Annotated in this window: 14 protein-coding genes; 6 read left to right on the forward strand and 8 right to left on the reverse strand. The window is 58.8% G+C overall.

Annotation, left to right across the window (positions count from 1 at the left end; all coding sequences use genetic code 11):
- The first annotated feature begins 9 nt into the window (after positions 1-9).
- The 5 genes from nifV to ACVWYP_RS13170 all read left to right on the forward strand — a co-directional run bounded on the left by nifV (position 10) and on the right by ACVWYP_RS13170 (position 5480).
- Positions 10-1197 (forward strand): homocitrate synthase, encoded by a 1188-nt coding sequence (gene nifV / locus ACVWYP_RS13150; RefSeq protein ID WP_016848184.1) that lies wholly within the window; start codon positions 10-12, stop codon positions 1195-1197.
- 191 nt (positions 1198-1388) lie between these two features.
- Entirely contained in the window at positions 1389-1730 is a 342-nt protein-coding gene (gene nifW, locus ACVWYP_RS13155) for a nitrogenase stabilizing/protective protein NifW (RefSeq protein WP_016848185.1), read from the forward strand.
- A gap of 986 nt (positions 1731-2716) precedes the next feature.
- The gene (locus ACVWYP_RS13160; protein WP_016848186.1) at positions 2717-3823 is read left to right on the forward strand and encodes an electron transfer flavoprotein subunit alpha/FixB family protein; all 1107 of its coding nucleotides are present in this window, start codon (positions 2717-2719) and stop codon (positions 3821-3823) included.
- Positions 3824-3836: 13 nt separating this feature from the next.
- Positions 3837-5144, forward strand: coding sequence for an FAD-dependent oxidoreductase (locus tag ACVWYP_RS13165; RefSeq protein WP_028343133.1), 1308 nt, complete (start codon positions 3837-3839; stop codon positions 5142-5144).
- A gap of 39 nt (positions 5145-5183) precedes the next feature.
- Entirely contained in the window at positions 5184-5480 is a 297-nt protein-coding gene (locus ACVWYP_RS13170; RefSeq protein ID WP_016848188.1) for a ferredoxin family protein, read from the forward strand.
- Positions 5481-5713: 233 nt separating this feature from the next.
- On the opposite strand, the gene ACVWYP_RS13175 is transcribed toward ACVWYP_RS13170, so the two are convergent.
- The 5 genes from ACVWYP_RS13175 to ACVWYP_RS13195 all read right to left on the reverse strand — a co-directional run bounded on the left by ACVWYP_RS13175 (position 5714) and on the right by ACVWYP_RS13195 (position 9562).
- The gene (locus tag ACVWYP_RS13175; protein WP_016848189.1) at positions 5714-6262 is read right to left on the reverse strand and encodes a carboxymuconolactone decarboxylase family protein; all 549 of its coding nucleotides are present in this window, start codon (positions 6260-6262) and stop codon (positions 5714-5716) included.
- 6 nt (positions 6263-6268) lie between these two features.
- Entirely contained in the window at positions 6269-6823 is a 555-nt protein-coding gene (locus tag ACVWYP_RS13180) for a peroxiredoxin (RefSeq protein ID WP_026192308.1), read from the reverse strand.
- 370 nt (positions 6824-7193) lie between these two features.
- Complete coding sequence (locus ACVWYP_RS13185; RefSeq protein WP_063607112.1) at positions 7194-7871, reverse strand: DUF2478 domain-containing protein; 678 nt, start codon at positions 7869-7871, stop codon at positions 7194-7196.
- Positions 7855-9051, reverse strand: a complete 1197-nt coding sequence (gene modC, locus ACVWYP_RS13190; protein ID WP_080583487.1) for a molybdenum ABC transporter ATP-binding protein — start codon at positions 9049-9051, stop codon at positions 7855-7857. The genes ACVWYP_RS13185 and modC overlap by 17 nt, the downstream gene beginning before the upstream one ends.
- A gap of 28 nt (positions 9052-9079) precedes the next feature.
- Positions 9080-9562, reverse strand: coding sequence for a hypothetical protein (locus tag ACVWYP_RS13195; RefSeq protein WP_244435924.1), 483 nt, complete (start codon positions 9560-9562; stop codon positions 9080-9082).
- A 1821-nt stretch (positions 9563-11383) separates the two neighbouring features.
- Between ACVWYP_RS13195 and ACVWYP_RS13200 the strand changes: the two genes are divergently transcribed.
- Positions 11384-13720, forward strand: coding sequence for a S9 family peptidase (locus ACVWYP_RS13200; protein ID WP_038386971.1), 2337 nt, complete (start codon positions 11384-11386; stop codon positions 13718-13720).
- A 432-nt stretch (positions 13721-14152) separates the two neighbouring features.
- Here the strand turns inward: ACVWYP_RS13200 and ACVWYP_RS13205 are convergent, their stop codons facing one another.
- The 3 genes from ACVWYP_RS13205 to ACVWYP_RS13215 form a co-directional block, all read right to left on the reverse strand.
- Positions 14153-15295 carry a cytochrome-c peroxidase gene (locus ACVWYP_RS13205; RefSeq protein ID WP_016848196.1) on the reverse strand — a complete coding sequence of 381 codons (1143 nt, stop codon included), beginning with the start codon at positions 15293-15295 and terminating at the stop codon, positions 14153-14155.
- Positions 15296-15609: 314 nt separating this feature from the next.
- Positions 15610-15954 (reverse strand): hypothetical protein, encoded by a 345-nt coding sequence (locus ACVWYP_RS13210; protein ID WP_016848197.1) that lies wholly within the window; start codon positions 15952-15954, stop codon positions 15610-15612.
- Positions 15954-17042, reverse strand: a complete 1089-nt coding sequence (locus ACVWYP_RS13215) for an IS5 family transposase (RefSeq protein ID WP_026192311.1) — start codon at positions 17040-17042, stop codon at positions 15954-15956. The genes ACVWYP_RS13210 and ACVWYP_RS13215 overlap by 1 nt, the downstream gene beginning before the upstream one ends.
- Positions 17043-17200: the final 158 nt, after the last annotated feature.

Genomic DNA, 17200 nt, shown 5'->3' on the forward strand with positions numbered 1-17200 from the left:
CCTTTCGTGATGGCCGCTACCAAGACCGCCAAGCCGGCTTGGCCCGAGCAGGCGAGCGCCAAGCCGACCGTGCTCAACGACACGACATTACGCGACGGCGAGCAGGCGCCTGGCGTTGCGTTCACCACAGAGGAAAAGCTGGCGATCGCGCAGGCGCTGGCGCGGGCCGGCGTGACGGAGATCGAGGCGGGAACGCCCGCGATGGGCAACGAGGAGATCACCGCCATCCACGCAATCGTCGAAGCAGAGCTTCCGCTGACCACCATAGGCTGGTGCCGGATGCGCGAAGCCGACATCGACGCGGCGATCGAAGCGAAGGTGTCCATGGTCAATGTGTCGATCCCGAGTTCCGATATCCAGATCGCGGCCAAGCTTGGCGGTCGTCGCGACCTGGCGCTGGAACAAGTGAAGCGAGTCGTAGGTTATGCACGTGAGCGGGGACTTGAGGTTGCCGTCGGCGGCGAGGACTCCTCCCGCGCCGACATCGACTTTCTCATCAGACTGATAGCCGCGGCAAAATCGGCGGGAGCGCGTCGCTTTCGTATTGCCGATACGCTCAGTGTGCTCGACCCGGACACAACCTCCGCTCTGGTCGGAAATTTGCGGGCGACCACCGATCTCGAACTTGAGTTTCATGGTCACGACGATCTCGGCCTCGCAACCGCCAACACGCTCTCCGCCATCAAGGCCGGCGCGAGCCACGCCTCGGTAACCGTTATCGGCCTCGGCGAACGGGCTGGAAATGCACCGCTCGAGGAAGTCGCGGTCGCGCTCAAGCAGCTCTACAGGCGCGAGACCGGCATCATACTTCCGGAACTCGAGAAGGTCGCCGCAGTGGTTGCAGCGGCAGCCGCACGTGCGATTCCTCTGAACAAAGCCATCGTCGGAGAGCATATTTTTACGCATGAATCGGGCATTCACGTGGATGGCCTTTTAAAAGATCAACGTACCTACCAGTCGCTTGATCCGGTTCTGCTTGGGCGCCGCAACAGTTTTGTGATCGGTAAGCATTCCGGGCTGTCGGCGATCACCGCGTTGCTCAATGAATTACAGCTCGTCGCCAGCGCCGACCAAGCCAGACAGATCCTGACGCAAGTCCGCAAGCATGCCATAAAGCACAAGGTGCCGGTCGAGCGCGAAACAGTAGCAGCGATCTGGCGCGATGTGTGCGGATACTTGTCGCCCCACCCGGCCTGAAGAGGCGTACCCAGCAAGATCTGGACAGGCTATTCGAAAACCAAGCGCCGCGAGGACGGTATCGGGCATCGTTAATCGACGGCCACGACGGCCTGCCTCAGCATGGTCGCGCGAGGTTGGCTGCAGCAGGATCACCAGGCGGTGCCGCGCTGTCGCCGATCGTCCACGTGCCAATTCAAAGGGAGTTTTCGATGAGTAACTCGCACCCATCAGCCGGTATCCTGGATCGGCTCAACAAAGCCTCGTCCGCGGAAGAGTTTTTTTCACTGCTAGGCGTCGAATACGACCCCGGAATCGTCAATGTCGCGCGCCTTCACATCCTAAAGCGCATGGGACAATATCTTGCCAAGGAGCAATTCGCTGGTGCCGCAGAACCGGACATCAGAGCTCGTTGCAAAGCGATGCTGGAACAGGCCTATGCCGACTTCGTGGCATCGTCGCCAATCGACCAGCGGGTGTTCAAGGTTTTGAAGGATGCTGTTGCAGACCATGACAAGCCGATGGCCTTTGTCCCATTGAGCGAGCTGAAGTGATCTCGCGCTTTCAAGGTTTGTCACCAAGTGTGGCGTGGTGATGATCCCTCGTGCAACCTTCGTCTTCTTCCGGATCGACTCTCCGCAGCCATGGCTCGCGCGGCGCTGTCGTATTCCCGACCCATGTTCGGAGTGGTCGTGTCCTGGGGATTAGCAGCCCTTCCAAGTGTCCCCTAAGTCATTGCGTTCGCCTAATCTTCCCCGAGTTTTGCAACTGGTACGACACTTGCTGTTGTCGAGTCGATCCGGTCATCGATGCAGACAAATGGTAGCCGTTCGAGATGAGATTTGAAGGAAGACCTTTCACGTTACGTCTACTGCCGGCCGAGTTGTGCGGCATCATCTCGTGGTTCACGCTCGCGCAGTGGCACCCCAAATGGCTTTTGACGCAATTGAAACTGCCATCGAGCCCGCGATGGGAGGCAATGGGTAACTCGCCCGTCAGCGCCACACCTCGGAAACGTATGCATATCATCGTCCAAATCAGGCGGGTGCCCACTTGCGCGCAGATCCACAGCTACCTCAGAGCCGATAGCAACATGCGCCAGGAAAAGAGCCAAACCTCCCCTGCGAGTCGGCGGCGCTGGCGGCCGAGCACTCATCGCATGAAAGTGCGGTGGCATCGACCGAGTCGTCACGGCCGATGCGGAGCGCTAGGCCGAAAGCAAGGTGCAGCTATTGCGCAGCAAGCGGACCGGCGTAATCAGCCATGGAGAGAGTCAATTAGAGTGACCGCAGTGGCCAGGCCGCCTTGCTGGCGCTTGTCGAATAGAGCGCGCAATGAACCTGTCTTGGGGCCATCTCGGAACTTGGCCAGCCAGGTACGTTCACCCCGTGCGACGCCTCTCGTTGCGCGGTCGGGCCGCGCCGAGCAAGCGGAAACAACGAGCAGCAAGCCATCTGCTGATCAAAAGTGATCTCCAGCCAGCCGAAGTAGAAACCAATCCTGTGGCGCGGGCGCGCGCATTTTGAGGGGAATTTAAAGCATGAGCAATGTCACCAAAACGGCCGCGCCGGCGGCCGGCCGCGCGGCGGCCAAAAAGGAACTTCCGGAGCACTTCAAGGCCTACAAGCATGTCTGGGTTTTTGTCGAGCAGGAGCGTGGCCAGGTGCATCCGGTTTCCTGGGAGCTCATGGGAGCGGGGCGCAGGCTTGCCGACAGGCTGAAGGTGAATCTCGCCGCGGTCGTTATCGGTCCGGAGGGGCAGCCGACGCGCAACGCCGCGCTGGAGTCATTTTGCTATGGCGCCGATCTGGCCTATCTCGTGAGCGACAATGTATTGTCGGATTACCGCAACGAATCATACACTAAAGCGCTAACCGAACTCGTCAACACCTACAAGCCTGAGATCCTGTTGTTAGGCGCGACGACACTCGGTCGCGATCTTGCAGGTTCGGTGGCGACCACCTTGTCGACGGGACTCACAGCCGACTGTACTGCGCTCGACGTCGACGCCGACGGTTCGCTTGCGGCGACGCGTCCGACCTTTGGCGGCTCGCTGCTGTGCACGATTTATACCTTGAACTATCGTCCACAGATGGCAACCGTCCGCCCGCGCGTCATGCCGATGCCGGAGCGCGTCGTACGCGATGCCGCTCGTATCATCATCCATCCGCTTGGCCTTGTTGAAGACGATATCGTCACGAAGGTGCTGACGTTCATTCCCGACCGGGATTCCGAAACGTCAAATCTAGCCTATGCCGATGTTGTCGTCGCCGGCGGCCTAGGACTGGGATCGCTCGAGAATTTTCGGCTGGTGCGCGAGCTAGCAACTCTGCTTGGCGCCGAGTATGGCTGCTCGCGTCCTCTGGTGCAGAAGGGATGGGTGACGTCTGACCGGCAGATCGGCCAGACCGGCAAGACCATTCGGCCAAAGCTCTATATTGCGGCCGGCATTTCCGGCGCGATCCAGCACAGGGTCGGCGTGGAGGGGGCGGACCTGATCGTCGCCATCAATACCGACAAAAACGCGCCGATCTTCGACTTCGCCCATGTCGCGATCATCAGCGACGCCATGCAGTTGCTCCCGTCGCTGACGGCCGCATTTCGCGCCAGGCTTTTGCCGGATTCGCGCGCCCGGCTCGCGGTCTAGAGGAGATGCCGTGATGATCGAAGAGAGGTTTGATGCGATCGTGGTCGGAGCCGGTATGGCTGGAAACGCAGCGGCGTTGACCATGGCCAAGCGCGGCATGAAGGTGCTGCAGCTCGAGCGAGGCGAATATCCGGGATCGAAGAATGTGCAGGGCGCAATTCTCTATGCCGACATGATGGAAAAGCTGATTCCCGAGTTTCGCCAGGAGGCGCCGCTCGAGCGCCATCTGGTCGAACAGCGGTTCTGGATGATGGACGATCGCTCGCATGTTGGCATGCACTACCGCTCGGATGACTTCAACGAGGAGCGGCCGAACAGATACACGATCATACGCGCGCAGTTTGACAAATGGTTCTCCTCGAAGGTGCGGGAGGCCGGCGCGACCGTGCTGTGCGAGACGACAGTCACCGAGCTCGTACGGGACGACCGCGAGAGGATCGTCGGGGTTCGTACTGATCGCCGCGACGGCGAAATACACGCCGACGTCGTCGTGCTGGCCGAGGGTGTCAATGGCCTGCTCGGGACGCGCGCGGGCCTGCGGTCGCGGCCGAAACCCGATAATGTGGCACTCGCGGTGAAGGAAATGCACTTTTTGCCTCGCGAGACTATCGAGGCCCGTTTCAATCTCAAGGGCGACGAAGGCGTTGTGATCGAGGCGGCCGGTACCATTTCTCGCGGCATGACCGGAATGGGTTTCATCTATGCCAACAAGGAGTGCATTTCGCTCGGCATCGGCTGTCTCGTCGCTGATTTCCAGCGCACCGCCCAGACGCCCTACGGCATGCTCGATCATTTCAAGCAGCATCCGTCCGTGGCGCCGCTCATCGCAGGTTCCGAAGTCAAGGAATACGCGGCGCATCTCATTCCTGAAGGCGGCTACAAGGCAATCCCGCAGCTCTACGGCGAGGGCTGGGTGGTGGTCGGGGACGCGGCGCAGCTCAACAATGCCATTCATCGCGAAGGTTCCAATCTTGCGATGACTTCAGGCCGCATCGCGGCCGAAGCGATCGCCCAGGTAAAATCGCGCCGCGAGCCGATGACCGCGACAAATCTGTCGCTCTACAAGAAGATGCTCGACGAGTCCTTTGTCATCAAAGATCTAAAGAAGTACAAGGATATGCCGATGCTGATGCACACCCATTCGCAAAACTTCTTCCTTACCTATCCGCAGCTTATTTCCAAGGCGCTGCAGAACTTTGTACGTGTCGATGGCACGCCGAAGGTTGAGAAGGAGAAGGCGACCTTGAAATCCTTCGTCAAGGCGCGGTCATGGACAGGTCTGTTCGGCGATGCGTGTCGTTTTACCCGGGCCTGGCGCTGACCGGCAACAGTGTGAAGTCCAGCAATGGAAGATCAAAGCATGAATGTCGAGCCTACAGTACGCGTCGAAGACAAGCTGTACTACAACCGCTATCTTGTCGACGTCGGTCGCCCTCACGTCACGGTGCGCGCGCACACGACGCCGTCGCCACAGCTACTTGCGCTTTTGAGCGCCTGTCCCGCGCGATGCTACGAACTCAACGACAACGGCCAAGTTGAGATAACCGTCGACGGCTGCATTGAGTGCGGCACCTGCCGTGTGATCGCCGAACCCACCGGTGACATCAAGTGGAGTTATCCGCGCGGCGGTTACGGCGTGCTGTTCAAGTTTGGGTGAAGTGCAACAAAGGGCCGCGATGTGATCGCCATGAGACGGGGGATTTCACCGCCTTTGCGGGCATTCTGGCTCATCTGCACTGCAGGTGGATTCGAACGAGGCGCGCAGCCGTGGGGGACGCCCGGCGAGGCACAGCTTGAGGATATTACACCCGCTCTGGACCGGCGAAGGACTGGTTGTGGCACCATTGAGTGGTGCCACAAACGGAGTCGATTCGACGGCGCAAAGGATATTCAGCCCATCGCCGTGGAAGGAGCCGGGCCGGCGGCCTCGATCGCAACCGCCACTGATTGCACAATCGCAGCAAAGCGCACGGCAGTCTGGATCACTCCGGAACTGACGCCCTCAGCCCGCAGCGTCTTCTCGTGAGCGTCGACACAGGCACCGCAGCCGTTTATGGCCGAGACTGCTAGCGACCACAGCTCGAAATCGGACTTATCCACGCCGGGATTGCCGATCACGTTCATGCGCAGCCGTGGCGGCATGGTCTTGTATTCCGGATTGGATACGAGATGAACGAATCGGTAGTAGACGTTGTTCATCGCCATCACAGAGGCTGCAGATTTCGCTGCGGCGATCGCCGCAGGCGTCATCACGGCGGTGGCTGCCGCTTCAATCGCGGTAATCAGGGCTGCATTGCGAGTGGCAATGGCGCTCGCCAGCAGCAGGCCGTATTGTCGCTGCGGCGACAGCGTATCATCGGCCAGCAATGACGCAAGGTTAAGCCTGACGTCCTTGGCGAAATTGGGAATCGTCTCATTCAACTGCTCAATCGACGACATGCCGCCTCACGCAACCTTCAGTGTTTCGCCGCCGACTTCGCGGTTACAGGGACAAAGTTCGTCGGTTTGTAGCGCGTCCAGAACGCGGAGCGTGTCCTTGGGGCTACGCCCGACATTGAGATTGGTCGCATAGATGTGTTGGATTGTGTTCTCGGGATCGACGATAAAGGTGTAGCGATAGGCGACGCCCTCGGGCGAACGCACGCCAAGGCCATCGACTAAGGTCCCTTTTGTGTCGGCAAACTGCCAAATCGGTAAATTGTGCAGGTCTGCATGCGAGCGCCGCCAGGCAAGCTTGCAGAACTCATTGTCAGTCGAACCACCCATTACGACAGCATCGCGATCGGCGAATTCCTTGGATAGCCGGCCGAACTCGGCGATCTCGGTCGGACAGACGAACGTGAAATCTTTGGGATAGAAAAAGATGATCTTCCATTTTTCGGGGAAGCTCGTTTCGGTCAGCGTCTCGAACGCGCTGTGTCCTTCTTCTTCATGCGCCTGAAAGCCGGGCTTCACGCCAGTGATTTCGAACGGCGGCAACTGACTTCCAATTCCGAGCATGCTGACCTCACAAGTTTGCTTTGCGTTTGTGCCATCACTGGTGAAGCAAGCTATATGCCATCCGTTCTCAAGATCGGATTGTCGCAACGAAGCTAACCAGCGGCCCGGGCGCAGGCATCTGATCGTGAGGTCCGATGGCTCTCACATCCGCCTCCATTGCGCCGCGTGGAAACGCGATGCTCGATCGCTTGGAACCGTCGGTGAGCGCGTGCGTATATCACGAGTGGGGTACCGCAGTTAAAAAGTCGCAGCCAGATTCCTCGACCAGCGATTGAACCGCTGGTCGAAACGCTACTTGCCGACCGGGAATGGATCCTCGGCGCTGGCGGCACAGCATCCGGATATCTCACGGTGTGAAACGGCTGCGAAGCTAGGGTTGTTTTTGTAAGCCGTGAAGGAGCGCAACCGGCGATTCCGGAGCCGATCTTGGCATTATTCTCGCAACCGTCATCAAGCTGTCCGGTATCATAGTCCCCAAATAGCTCCAGCTGGGATTGAAAGCGCGGCGTCGCGCCGGGCGCGTGGCGACGTCGCGCCACCATTCCTCTACGGCTTGACGATCGCAAGGGAGCAGCATGCCAACATCACCCGTAAAAGCGCTCCAATCGACAAGGGAATTTCTTGGAACAGCTGTCAGGAGCGGCACACCCCGAGTGATCGCGTCAACAAATTCAGCTCGCAGGCCGCGGCCAACCGCTTCTTGTTTGGCGAATTTGCTGATCACGAGGAGATCGACTTTGTCGCGAAGCGCTTGGGAAACGACAACTGCGGCCTCAGCTAGTCCGTTTGTATCGAGCGTACAGGACGCTGCCCCGCTGCCGAGTAGCTGGGAAATCGAGATCTCTCGCCCTGTCGCAACGTCGACGGCGAACATAACGTGCGTACCGTTTGCATTTCTAAAGTGTCGCTGGACGATGCCGCCGACGCGTACGTTATGCTGCGCGAGATCCTGGACGAAATTGGCAAGCAGCCTATCGGCGTCGTCCTCTGGCTGGTAGACAATCGCCGCCAAAGCTGTCGGATCGATGTTGTCAAAGTTGTCGATCATGGCCGTGATCCGATTTCTGTTCATTTCGGGTGTCGGCGCTCTGCTGTAGAGCATCTCCAAGTGGTGTCGCAGGCGTTATGAGCAACCGCTCGGGAGTTGAGACCGGCAGGGCTCGCGCGACCTCGGCGAATACGTCCATTCCGTTGCTGAGCCCTAGCGCATCAAAGGAGCGGCGTGTGATGCGGGCCAAAAGCGGCACGCCCGAACGGCCAGTTTCGAGCGCTAGAACCAACGTGATCTCCGATTCGTCGAACGGAAGGGAGGCTTTGATGCGTGCCGGAAAGACATTCAGGAACGAGCTCGCGCGTGGAACCTCGCGCACGATGCTGACATCGGCAGCTGCGATGCGCAGCCGTAGCTGCGCACCAGGTCTGAGCGGCGGCCCAGGTATTAGCAGACGCGCGCCTCTGAGGCGGACGATGATGAGTCCATAGCGCCCGTCGTAGCCGCCGACCACAGTATCAACGCAAACCGCCGCTTCGCCACGCGCGGCAAGCACTGGGCCACTCTGAACGACTTGAAGCGGTCCGGCCGCAGTCACCATGCCATCTTTCATCATGACGAGATGATCGGCGAAGCGCTCGATGTCAGCCATGTCATGGCAGATATAGATCATCGGCAACCTGAGCTCTTCACGCATGCGCTCGATAAATGGCAGAATCTCCCGCTTGGCGGCACGGTCGAGCACAATGAGCGGGTCGTCCAGCAAAAGTAGCCGCGGTTGGGCTAGTAGCGCGCTGCCTAGGGCAAGTCGCTGTCGCTCGGCGCCAGAAAGATGTGACGGAGAACAGTCAAGCAGTGACGCCAAGTCGAGCAACTTAACCACACCATCAAAGTCGATCAGTGTCGCCCTCGATTTCGATGCATTGTACAGAAGGGTGCGCTTGACAGACAAATGAGAAAAAAGAATGGGTCGCTGAAATACATATGCGACAGGGCGCAGATGAGGCGGTCGAAACGTCGTCTCGTTCTGCCAAATTTCACCATCAACGCCGCAGAATCCACTCGGTAGAGGCTGGATGCCGGCGATGCAACGCGCGAGTGTGGTCTTGCCGCACCCCGGAGGACCGAAAATCGCCGTGACACCTTTGGCCGGTACGATGAATTGCGCATCCAGCGGGATGCTTGCGGGAGCACCGTTGAAGGCGACTTCGATATAACCCGGCCTTGCTTCTCTCACCTGCCCGCGCCTATGCTGTATCTTTCCATCAAATCATGAGGAGAATGGCCGCAAAGGCGATGATCACCATGCCGCCGACAATCCATTCTGCTTGGCTCCAGCGCGGCGTCTCCACCCCGAGGAAGCCAAAAGGCGCGGGGGCAGCATTGCAGATCGACGGTGTTACGACAGCCGGCATCTTGTGCGTCTCCGTGCCATTGAGGATCGTGGCAATCGAACGCTGCCGGGCGCGCATACCAATCACACACGCAAGGCGGGAATCCAATACCGCGGAATCCTCAGGCGGCTTGGCTGGACGCCGATTGTCCGCTGGCTGAACTGGCAAGGCTTGCGTCGTTTGGCTGTAGAGGTGTCGGCTACCGCCAGAGCTTGATGCCGCCTCGGGGCCAGCAATCGGCTTGAAAGTCGCCAGAGCTTTGGTGACCAATATGAAGTGTGCGCCGGTGCCCTCATTCATGGCTTCCGCAACGTCAGGCGCAAGCAGCATCAAAGCCAGATCGAATAGGATCAACCGGATAAACCTTATTGGGGCCCTGAAGATGGATCGCCACGACTGCTTTCGTCGCGGTAGCTCCTTGCTGCTCACCCAGCAATCTGCGTGCCGGTTCGAAAAAATGGCGCACGGCCCGCTTGGCTCATGTGAAACTCTTATATGTCCCACCCAGCGTGTGGAATGGCCTCATCGTCTCGTCCGGTTTCGGACGTTTGCGTCGCCAATCGGCCACGCAGGACGCATGAGATAGATACCTGAAGATGATGCCGTCGGCTCTGGCGTCGAGAACGATGTTGCAGGCGTCGCTACAATTTGTCGTCCGTCTGATCTGCGCCGACAAAGGGGTGCTCATCGGCTGCATTTGAACCATTTAGCAGGAAGTTTAGTGATATCTTGGAGACATTTCGAAAATCCGCCTTACCCTGAGCTCACCAGCATCACGATCCAGCCCTCGTCCACCCCTAGCGCGATCGCCCTTGCAACCCTCAGACGACGCTCACCCGCGAACTCACGAATGATCTCCTGATCTCATCACCAGCACGCAGGTGGTTTCGTCTGCGAACAATCGCTTGCGCTCGCTGCCTGGACCGCTCTCGCGTCCTAGCGGGCGCATAGGAGAACGCAAGAAGCCATGACTATCGCCCGACTTCGCATTAGCGCTCCGCTGTCACCGTATCGAGTTTGCGAATCGTAGTCCTGGAGACGGACCCGACGACGCCCATTACGGTCGTCTGTACTGATGCCGACTCTGGGTTGATCGTTGGAAGCCCACCAATTGCGGCGGGCTGCCGCGATGGTCAACGAAGTGCCAACGGAGGTGAAGTGATCCGTCTGATCGGCGACACACCAACCGCCTAGCCTCGATAGCCGTTGAGATCGGAGCACGCGATCTGGCGAGGCAGAGCTGCTCGGGTATCTAATGAATTGCGGCTACACCGGCGCTTGTGGCGAAGGAAGCGGCGAGCGTCGCGTTGTTAGGTCGTACGGCACATTCATTTTGAACTCGCTGTACTCGCTGGCGGACTGGCTCGCGAGCAGCGACGCGGGCTTAGAGGCGTTCAGAAAAATCCTCGCGCCTGACGCCGACAAGCGCCAGATTTGCTTCGGGCCGTTCCAAGTGCGCGCGTTAGTTCGTCAGAAACAGCATCGAAAGCCTGCGATATATCCTACGATATCGCCACATGCCATAAGCTCCCAGCGCGTTCATTTCGCCGGCGGTCGGCGGCCAAGGTGTCGAGGATGATCTGCGATGGATTGCCGCGAATGTCTCCACGGCTTATCGCGTGAGTTGTCGTCAGATTGACCCAGCGTCGATCTATAACTCGGCACGGCCCGCATTGTCCGAAGTTCCAGAGGCTACTTATTCGAGCGGTTTGCCAATAGGCGGGACAAATAGCTCCGAACGCAATGGCATTCCTCGACGTCATTCGCCAGAGGTGACCATGCGCAGATGCGTGTTGTACTCGGCCTCAAACGCCCACCTCGTTTCGGAACAATCAGCGAGTCTGCGCGGAGGAAGCCGCAGCGATATACATCAGTTGGCATAGATTCTGCTCAGCATAAGCAGCACTGAAGTAATGCGAGAATGTCGGCGCTGCAGCGTTCGTTGTAAATGGCGCGCGGCGTTTTCTCATGTTGCTGTGTGAGGATTGTTGGAGGCACTTGCGGCTGCTGGCGAGCCGCCAAACCGAATGTTCGTCAGGTACGAGTCCGCCAAGGCTGAGCCGAAGGGGCATGTCGCTTAAAGTGCAGGAAGGCCAGCCGCACCGAAAAGCCGCGCATCAATCGCGAAGTGACCTCGCATCGGGGTCCACGCACTAGGAGGAGAGGTGAATCATAATGTACAGATTGGTTGCCTTGATGCTAGCGCTGTTGGCTCAGCAGGAGTGCAAAGCCGCGCAGGCGAACGCGGCGGAGGATGTCGGGAATGCGCCCCTCGCGCGGTCGGATTACGAGCGTGCACTGACGACCGCAGACCGATATGGCCGGCTTATTGTGAATGTCCCAGACGTGCCGTTTTGGCTGGGCGAGCGCGAGGCGTTCGTCTATCGGCGGACGACCCATGGCAGACACCAGTTTATCCTGGTTGATGCCGAGAAAGGCGTAAAGGAGCCCGCTTTTGATCAAGCTAGACTCGCGGCCGCGCTGAACAGAGCGAGCCACCAGAACTATCAGCCCGAGGATCTTCCCTTCGACCATTTCGAGCTGACCGACAAGGGTGGCAGGATGAGCTTCGACCTCGAGAATACGCGTTGGAGCTGCGAGCTTGCAAGCTATACCTGCACCGCCAATGCAACGCACTCGGGCGCCAATCAGCAGAGCCCCTATGACGACACGCCGCCGGCAGACAACGATCCAAACAAGACAAGCGCATCACCTGATGGCACATGGCTGGCCTACATTCGAAACTACAATCTCTTCCTGCGTAGCCAAGACGGTTTGCAGGACATCCAGTTGACCTGGGACGGAGCTGAGAGTGACTATTATGCTCTCTCGACACTAAGATGGTCTCCAGCCTCAACGCACCTCGCCGTCTACCGGATCCGTCCAGCCCACCAACGGGAAGTCCATTACCTCGAATCGTCGCCGGCGCACGAGCGTCAACCCAGACATTTCACCTTGGTGTATCCAAAACCGGGTGATGCCTTGGCATTGCTCCAGCCCGTGCTGTTTGAAGTCAGCAGCCGACGCGCGGTAACAATCGATAATGCCGCGTTCCAGAATCCTTACGGCCTTTCGGCGATCCAGTGGTGGAAGGACGGGCGGGGCTTCACCTTCGAATACAATCAGCGTGGCCACCAGCTCTATCGCCTGGTGGCGGTCGATGCCGCCACGGGCCAAGCGCGCGCGTTGATTGATGAGGCAAGCAAGACCTTTGTCGATTACCAGCCATTGGTGATGAAGCAGCTGAATAGTGGAAAAACGTTTCGCTATGACGTCGATGATGGAAAGGAGATCATCTGGGCCTCGGAGCGCGATGGTTACGAGCACCTCTATTTGTTCGACGGCCGAACAGGCGAGCTCAAGAACCAGATCACCAAAGGAGATTGGGTGGTCCGTGCGGTGTATTGTGTCGATCCAGTGAAGCGTGAGATTTGGTTTGGCGCCAGCGGAATGAACCCTGATGAGGATCCCTATTTCGTCCATGCCTATCGCATTGGCTTTGATGGAAAAGGACTCACGCCGCTGACGCCCGAGCCAGCCAATCATCACATCGAGTTCTCGCCTAGCGGTCGCTACTATGTCGACCTGTGGTCACGCATCGGCGTTCCGCCTCGCATGGTGCTGTATCGCGCCAGTGATAATGCCGAACTGATGCAGGTTGAGAGCGCGGAGATCTCCGAGCTCATAGCCGCTGGCTGGCAGCCGCCGCTCAGCTTCAACGCCAAGGGACGCGACGGCAAGACGGACATATGGGGCGTTATTCACTTGCCGACCAATTTCGATCAGCGCAAGAGATATCCGGTGGTGGAGCACATCTATGCAGGCCCCACCGGTTCCTTCGTTCCCAAGTCCTTCTCAGCTTCAATCGAGCCGCTCACACAACTCGGCTTTATCGTTGTTCAGATTGATGGAATGGGTACCAACCATCGCTCGCGCGCGTTCCACGACGTTGCCTGGAAAAATCTGAAGGACGCTGGCTTTGCGGACCGGATCCTATGGCACAAGGCGGCGAGTGCGAAGTATTCCTGGTATGATATATCCAACGTCGGCATTTTTGGCGCTTCCGCCGGTGGGCAAAACGCGGTGAGCGCGTTACTTTTCCATCCCGATTTCTATAAGGTCGCGGTCGCGAACAGTGGCTGCTACGACAACCGGCTGGACAAGATCTGGTGGAACGAACAGTGGATGGGGTGGCCCGTCGGCATCGAATATTCGCAATCCTCCGCCATCGACAATGCCGCCAAACTGCAAGGTAGATTGCTTCTCATAGTCGGCGAAATGGACCGCAACGTCGATCCTTCCGCCACGTTCCAGCTTGCCGATCGGCTTATCAAGGCGGGAAAATACTTCGACATGCTGTATGTGCCAGGCGCAGACCACGGAACGCCGGGCAGTTATGCCCAGCTCAAACTCCTGGAGTTCTTGGTCCGTAACATTCTCGAGCAAACAGCGCCAAACTGGAACACGGGCTCGATTGAACTGCCGAAGAGCAAATCAGGCCATGATGGCTGACCATCCATCGAGGATCCAGGCCTCGATGCGTGGGGCGCCACGATCGCGTTCTCGAAATTGAGAAACGCTCGTTGCGATCTACTACGAGGTCTCTCGCACATGCTGTCATGCGTACCTCCATCCTGATCGGCGCACGCAGCTGCTGATGCCTACAACGGCCTCATCAATTCGCCGCAAATCAGGGCGCGAACGCTGCGCGCGGCGGTCGGCTGCGAACCCCGCGACGTCGCGCCCGGTCCTCGCTCCAAATGAGAGTCGAGAAGCCGGGGGCGCTCAGGCAAGCCGGAAGAACTCAGCGCCGAATTCGTTTGATTGTGAGCTCCGGCTCGACACGGTGCTCTTTGACGTCGCTGCGGGAAGCTTGGGTGCCCGCACCTTCCTCCCTTGGCAAGTTTGACGAGCCTGGCTCTGTAAGCCGACAGCCTATTTGCCCTATTGTTCCATAGAGGGCTTTGGCGTTGTGTCGGTGCGCGCGGGTAATATCGGATAATCGATCTTAGGCAACTGCCCGGTAAGTGAATTTAGAAACGCGACGATGTCGTCTGTTTCTCTATCGTTGAGCTTCGCGCCGAGTTGTATTTCACTCATCACGCCAACAGCTTGCTTGAGGCTCCAAACTTGGCCCGAATGGAAGTAGGGAGGACGCAATGCGACATTGCGCAACGGCGCGGAGCGAAAAACATACTCGTCGCTGGGGACCTTGGTGACGGCGAAACGGCCCTTGTCGTCCCTCGGCAGCAGGCTTGCGGTTGGCCGTTCCGTCACGCCGAACGGGAAGTAGTCCTGGCCGCCGACGTTGATACCATTGTGGCATGACGAGCATCCCTTTTCTATGAACAGCTTTAATCCTGCTTTCTGCTGAGTACTGAGAGCATACGCATCGCCCTCGAGGTATTGATCGAAGGGAGCGGCGGGCGTGATCAAGGTCGCCTCGAATGCCTCGATGGCCTTGGCGAAATTGTCAAAGGTAATGGGCGTCGCGTCGTTCGGGAACGCCTTGCTGAACATGACAATATAATCAGTCATTGAATTCAACGTATTAAGAAGGCGAGCAGGCGTTGCATTCATTTCCGCACTGGCCTGGACAGGGCCTACGGCTTGTGCCTTGAGGTCAGCCGCGCGTCCGTCCCAGAACTGTGCCACATTGAAGACCGCGTTATAGACCGTTGGCGCTCGACGTGAACCTAGCTGCCAGCGATGACCAAGCGACCTCGGGCCGGCATCTGCTCCGCCGGTCCCAAGATTGTGACATGTATTGCAGCTGATGACCCCGCTCGCCGATAGCCTCGGATCGAAGAACAGGATCTTGCCGAGTGCAACCTTTTCGTGGGTAATAGGGTTGTTCTTGACCGCAGGAACAATAGAGGGGATCGGCTTGAAAATCTGCCTCGCCGCACTCATCAAATCATCATCGGCGCCTGCCGTTGACGATGCCAGAATCCCAGCGGCCAGAACGCACAGCTTGGCTGCGATGTAAAGCGTTCGTGCCGCTGATTTCCTCATCCCAAGCCTGCCTTTGTCGTAATTCGTGGAAGTCGCGAGCAGGGTGCGGGTCGCAGCTAGCCTGCCTATCATCGAAATGACTCCCAGCGATCAAAGACGAGCGACATCCATTGGGGTACTCATCCAAGTCTGATCCGCTGTTGCTGCGTAGTAGCAACCGCCGTGCCAATGGAGGTCAAGGGGGGCCGTTGATTTGGTCTTGAACAATTGCAGGAATGCCAGCAGTCGGCTCGAACCTTTGGGATCAACCGGCGTTCCACACGCGACGATGGCCATGCTGACGAAGTATATTTCGGCCTACTATCTCAACCGATAGGCAAGCCATAAAGCTGTCGGTTGCGCGATTTTAGACGCGTAGGCTTACAACTAGCAGGCTGTTGAAGAACTCAGCCGCGTTCGCAAACGAAGGCTGAATCGTCGCCGTTGTGGATGTAGAAGTGGCCGACGAGCCTGTCTGCAGTGCCGACCATAGCCCATCCGCGACCGCAGGACGGATCGTTCTCATCGTGCCCTTCCCATGAGAACTCCGCGCACGCCGATCCGTCGCGGGTGCCGTAGCGCACGTCCAGGAACCCCTTGAGAGCCCCAAAGGCGATTTCGCCATCGGACTTGCCCTGGAAGGTGAGATGCGCCTCCTCGACAAGATCGAGGAAGTCGCTATCCCAGACGTCCATCTCGACGATGCGCCAGCGGCCTGCAAAGGCCTTGGCGAGACCGGGCACCTTGGCCATCAGCCGGTCTCCGCGATCAGCTTGGGCAGCCGCACCAGATTGTAGGCGGTGGCAGCGAAGGTAAAGGCCCATGCGACCCGATCACGGCCACGGAAGCGGGTCTTCTCTTGCCCCGCGATCGTCTTGATCCAGCCGAATGCCTCCTCGATCCGCTTGCGGATGCGCTGGCTGACCGCATAGCCGCCGTGCCGGGTTGTTCGCCCGTCAATCGTAGAGCGGCGGCCGCTGGTGTTCTGTGTCACATGCGGCGTCACGTTCATCGAGCGCAGTTCGTTGACGAAGTCTTCCACGTCGTAGGCTTTGTCGGCGCCAAGCGTGATCGCTGTCGGCCGGTCAGCACGAGGCTCGATCATGTGCAGCGCGGCCACCCGCTCGGCATGCCCATCGGCCTGCGTCAGGCAGGCATCGACCAGCAGACCGTGGCGGTTCTCCATCAGCCCGTGCCCGATGAAGCACAGCTTCGTCTCCTTGCCTTTGCCCTTGCGATACAGCCTGGCGTCTGGATCGGTGGTCGAAGCATGGGTGTCATTCGAGCGTTTCTGGCCGTGGAAGTCCGCATCAGCATTGCGGCCGCCTTGCGCCGGCGGCTCGCCGGAGCCGTCCTTCGGCTTGACACTCTTCATCGAGGCCCAGGCCTCGATCAGCGTGCCATCGACCGAGAAGTGATCACTCGACAGCAGCTTCTTCACCCTGGGCTGCGCCAGCACCGCCGCCAGGAACTTCGCCGCGATGTCGCCTTCCAGCAGCCGGTCGCGGTTCTTCGAGAACACCGAATGGTCCCAGGCTGCGTCATCGACGCCGATGCCGACGAACCAGCGGAACAGCAGGTCGTATTCCAGCCGCTCCATCAGAAGCCGCTCCGAGCGGATCGAATAAAACGCCTGCAACAGCATCGCCCGCAGCAGCTTCTCCGGCGGGATCGACGGCCTCCCAATCGGCGAATAGAGCGCGGCAAACTCGCGCTCCAGCTCTGACAGCGCCTCGTTCACAATCCTCCGGATCGCTCGCAGCGGATGATCACGCCGTACCCGTGCCTCCAGGTCGACGTAGCTGAACAACTCGCCCGTTCGATTATCGCCACCGCGCACGCCCCGTCTCCGAATCTCGTCGGAGCCAATGAATCACGCTCGCCGGTTGGCGGCGAGTACCTTTTTCAACAGCCTGCTAGATCGGACGCTGAGCAAAAACGCGGAGCATCGACGCAATTCGTCGCGTCATTTGACGCGACGAAATCGTGTGACCTTGC

The sequence above is a fragment of the Bradyrhizobium sp. USDA 3262 genome, from assembly GCF_054060035.1.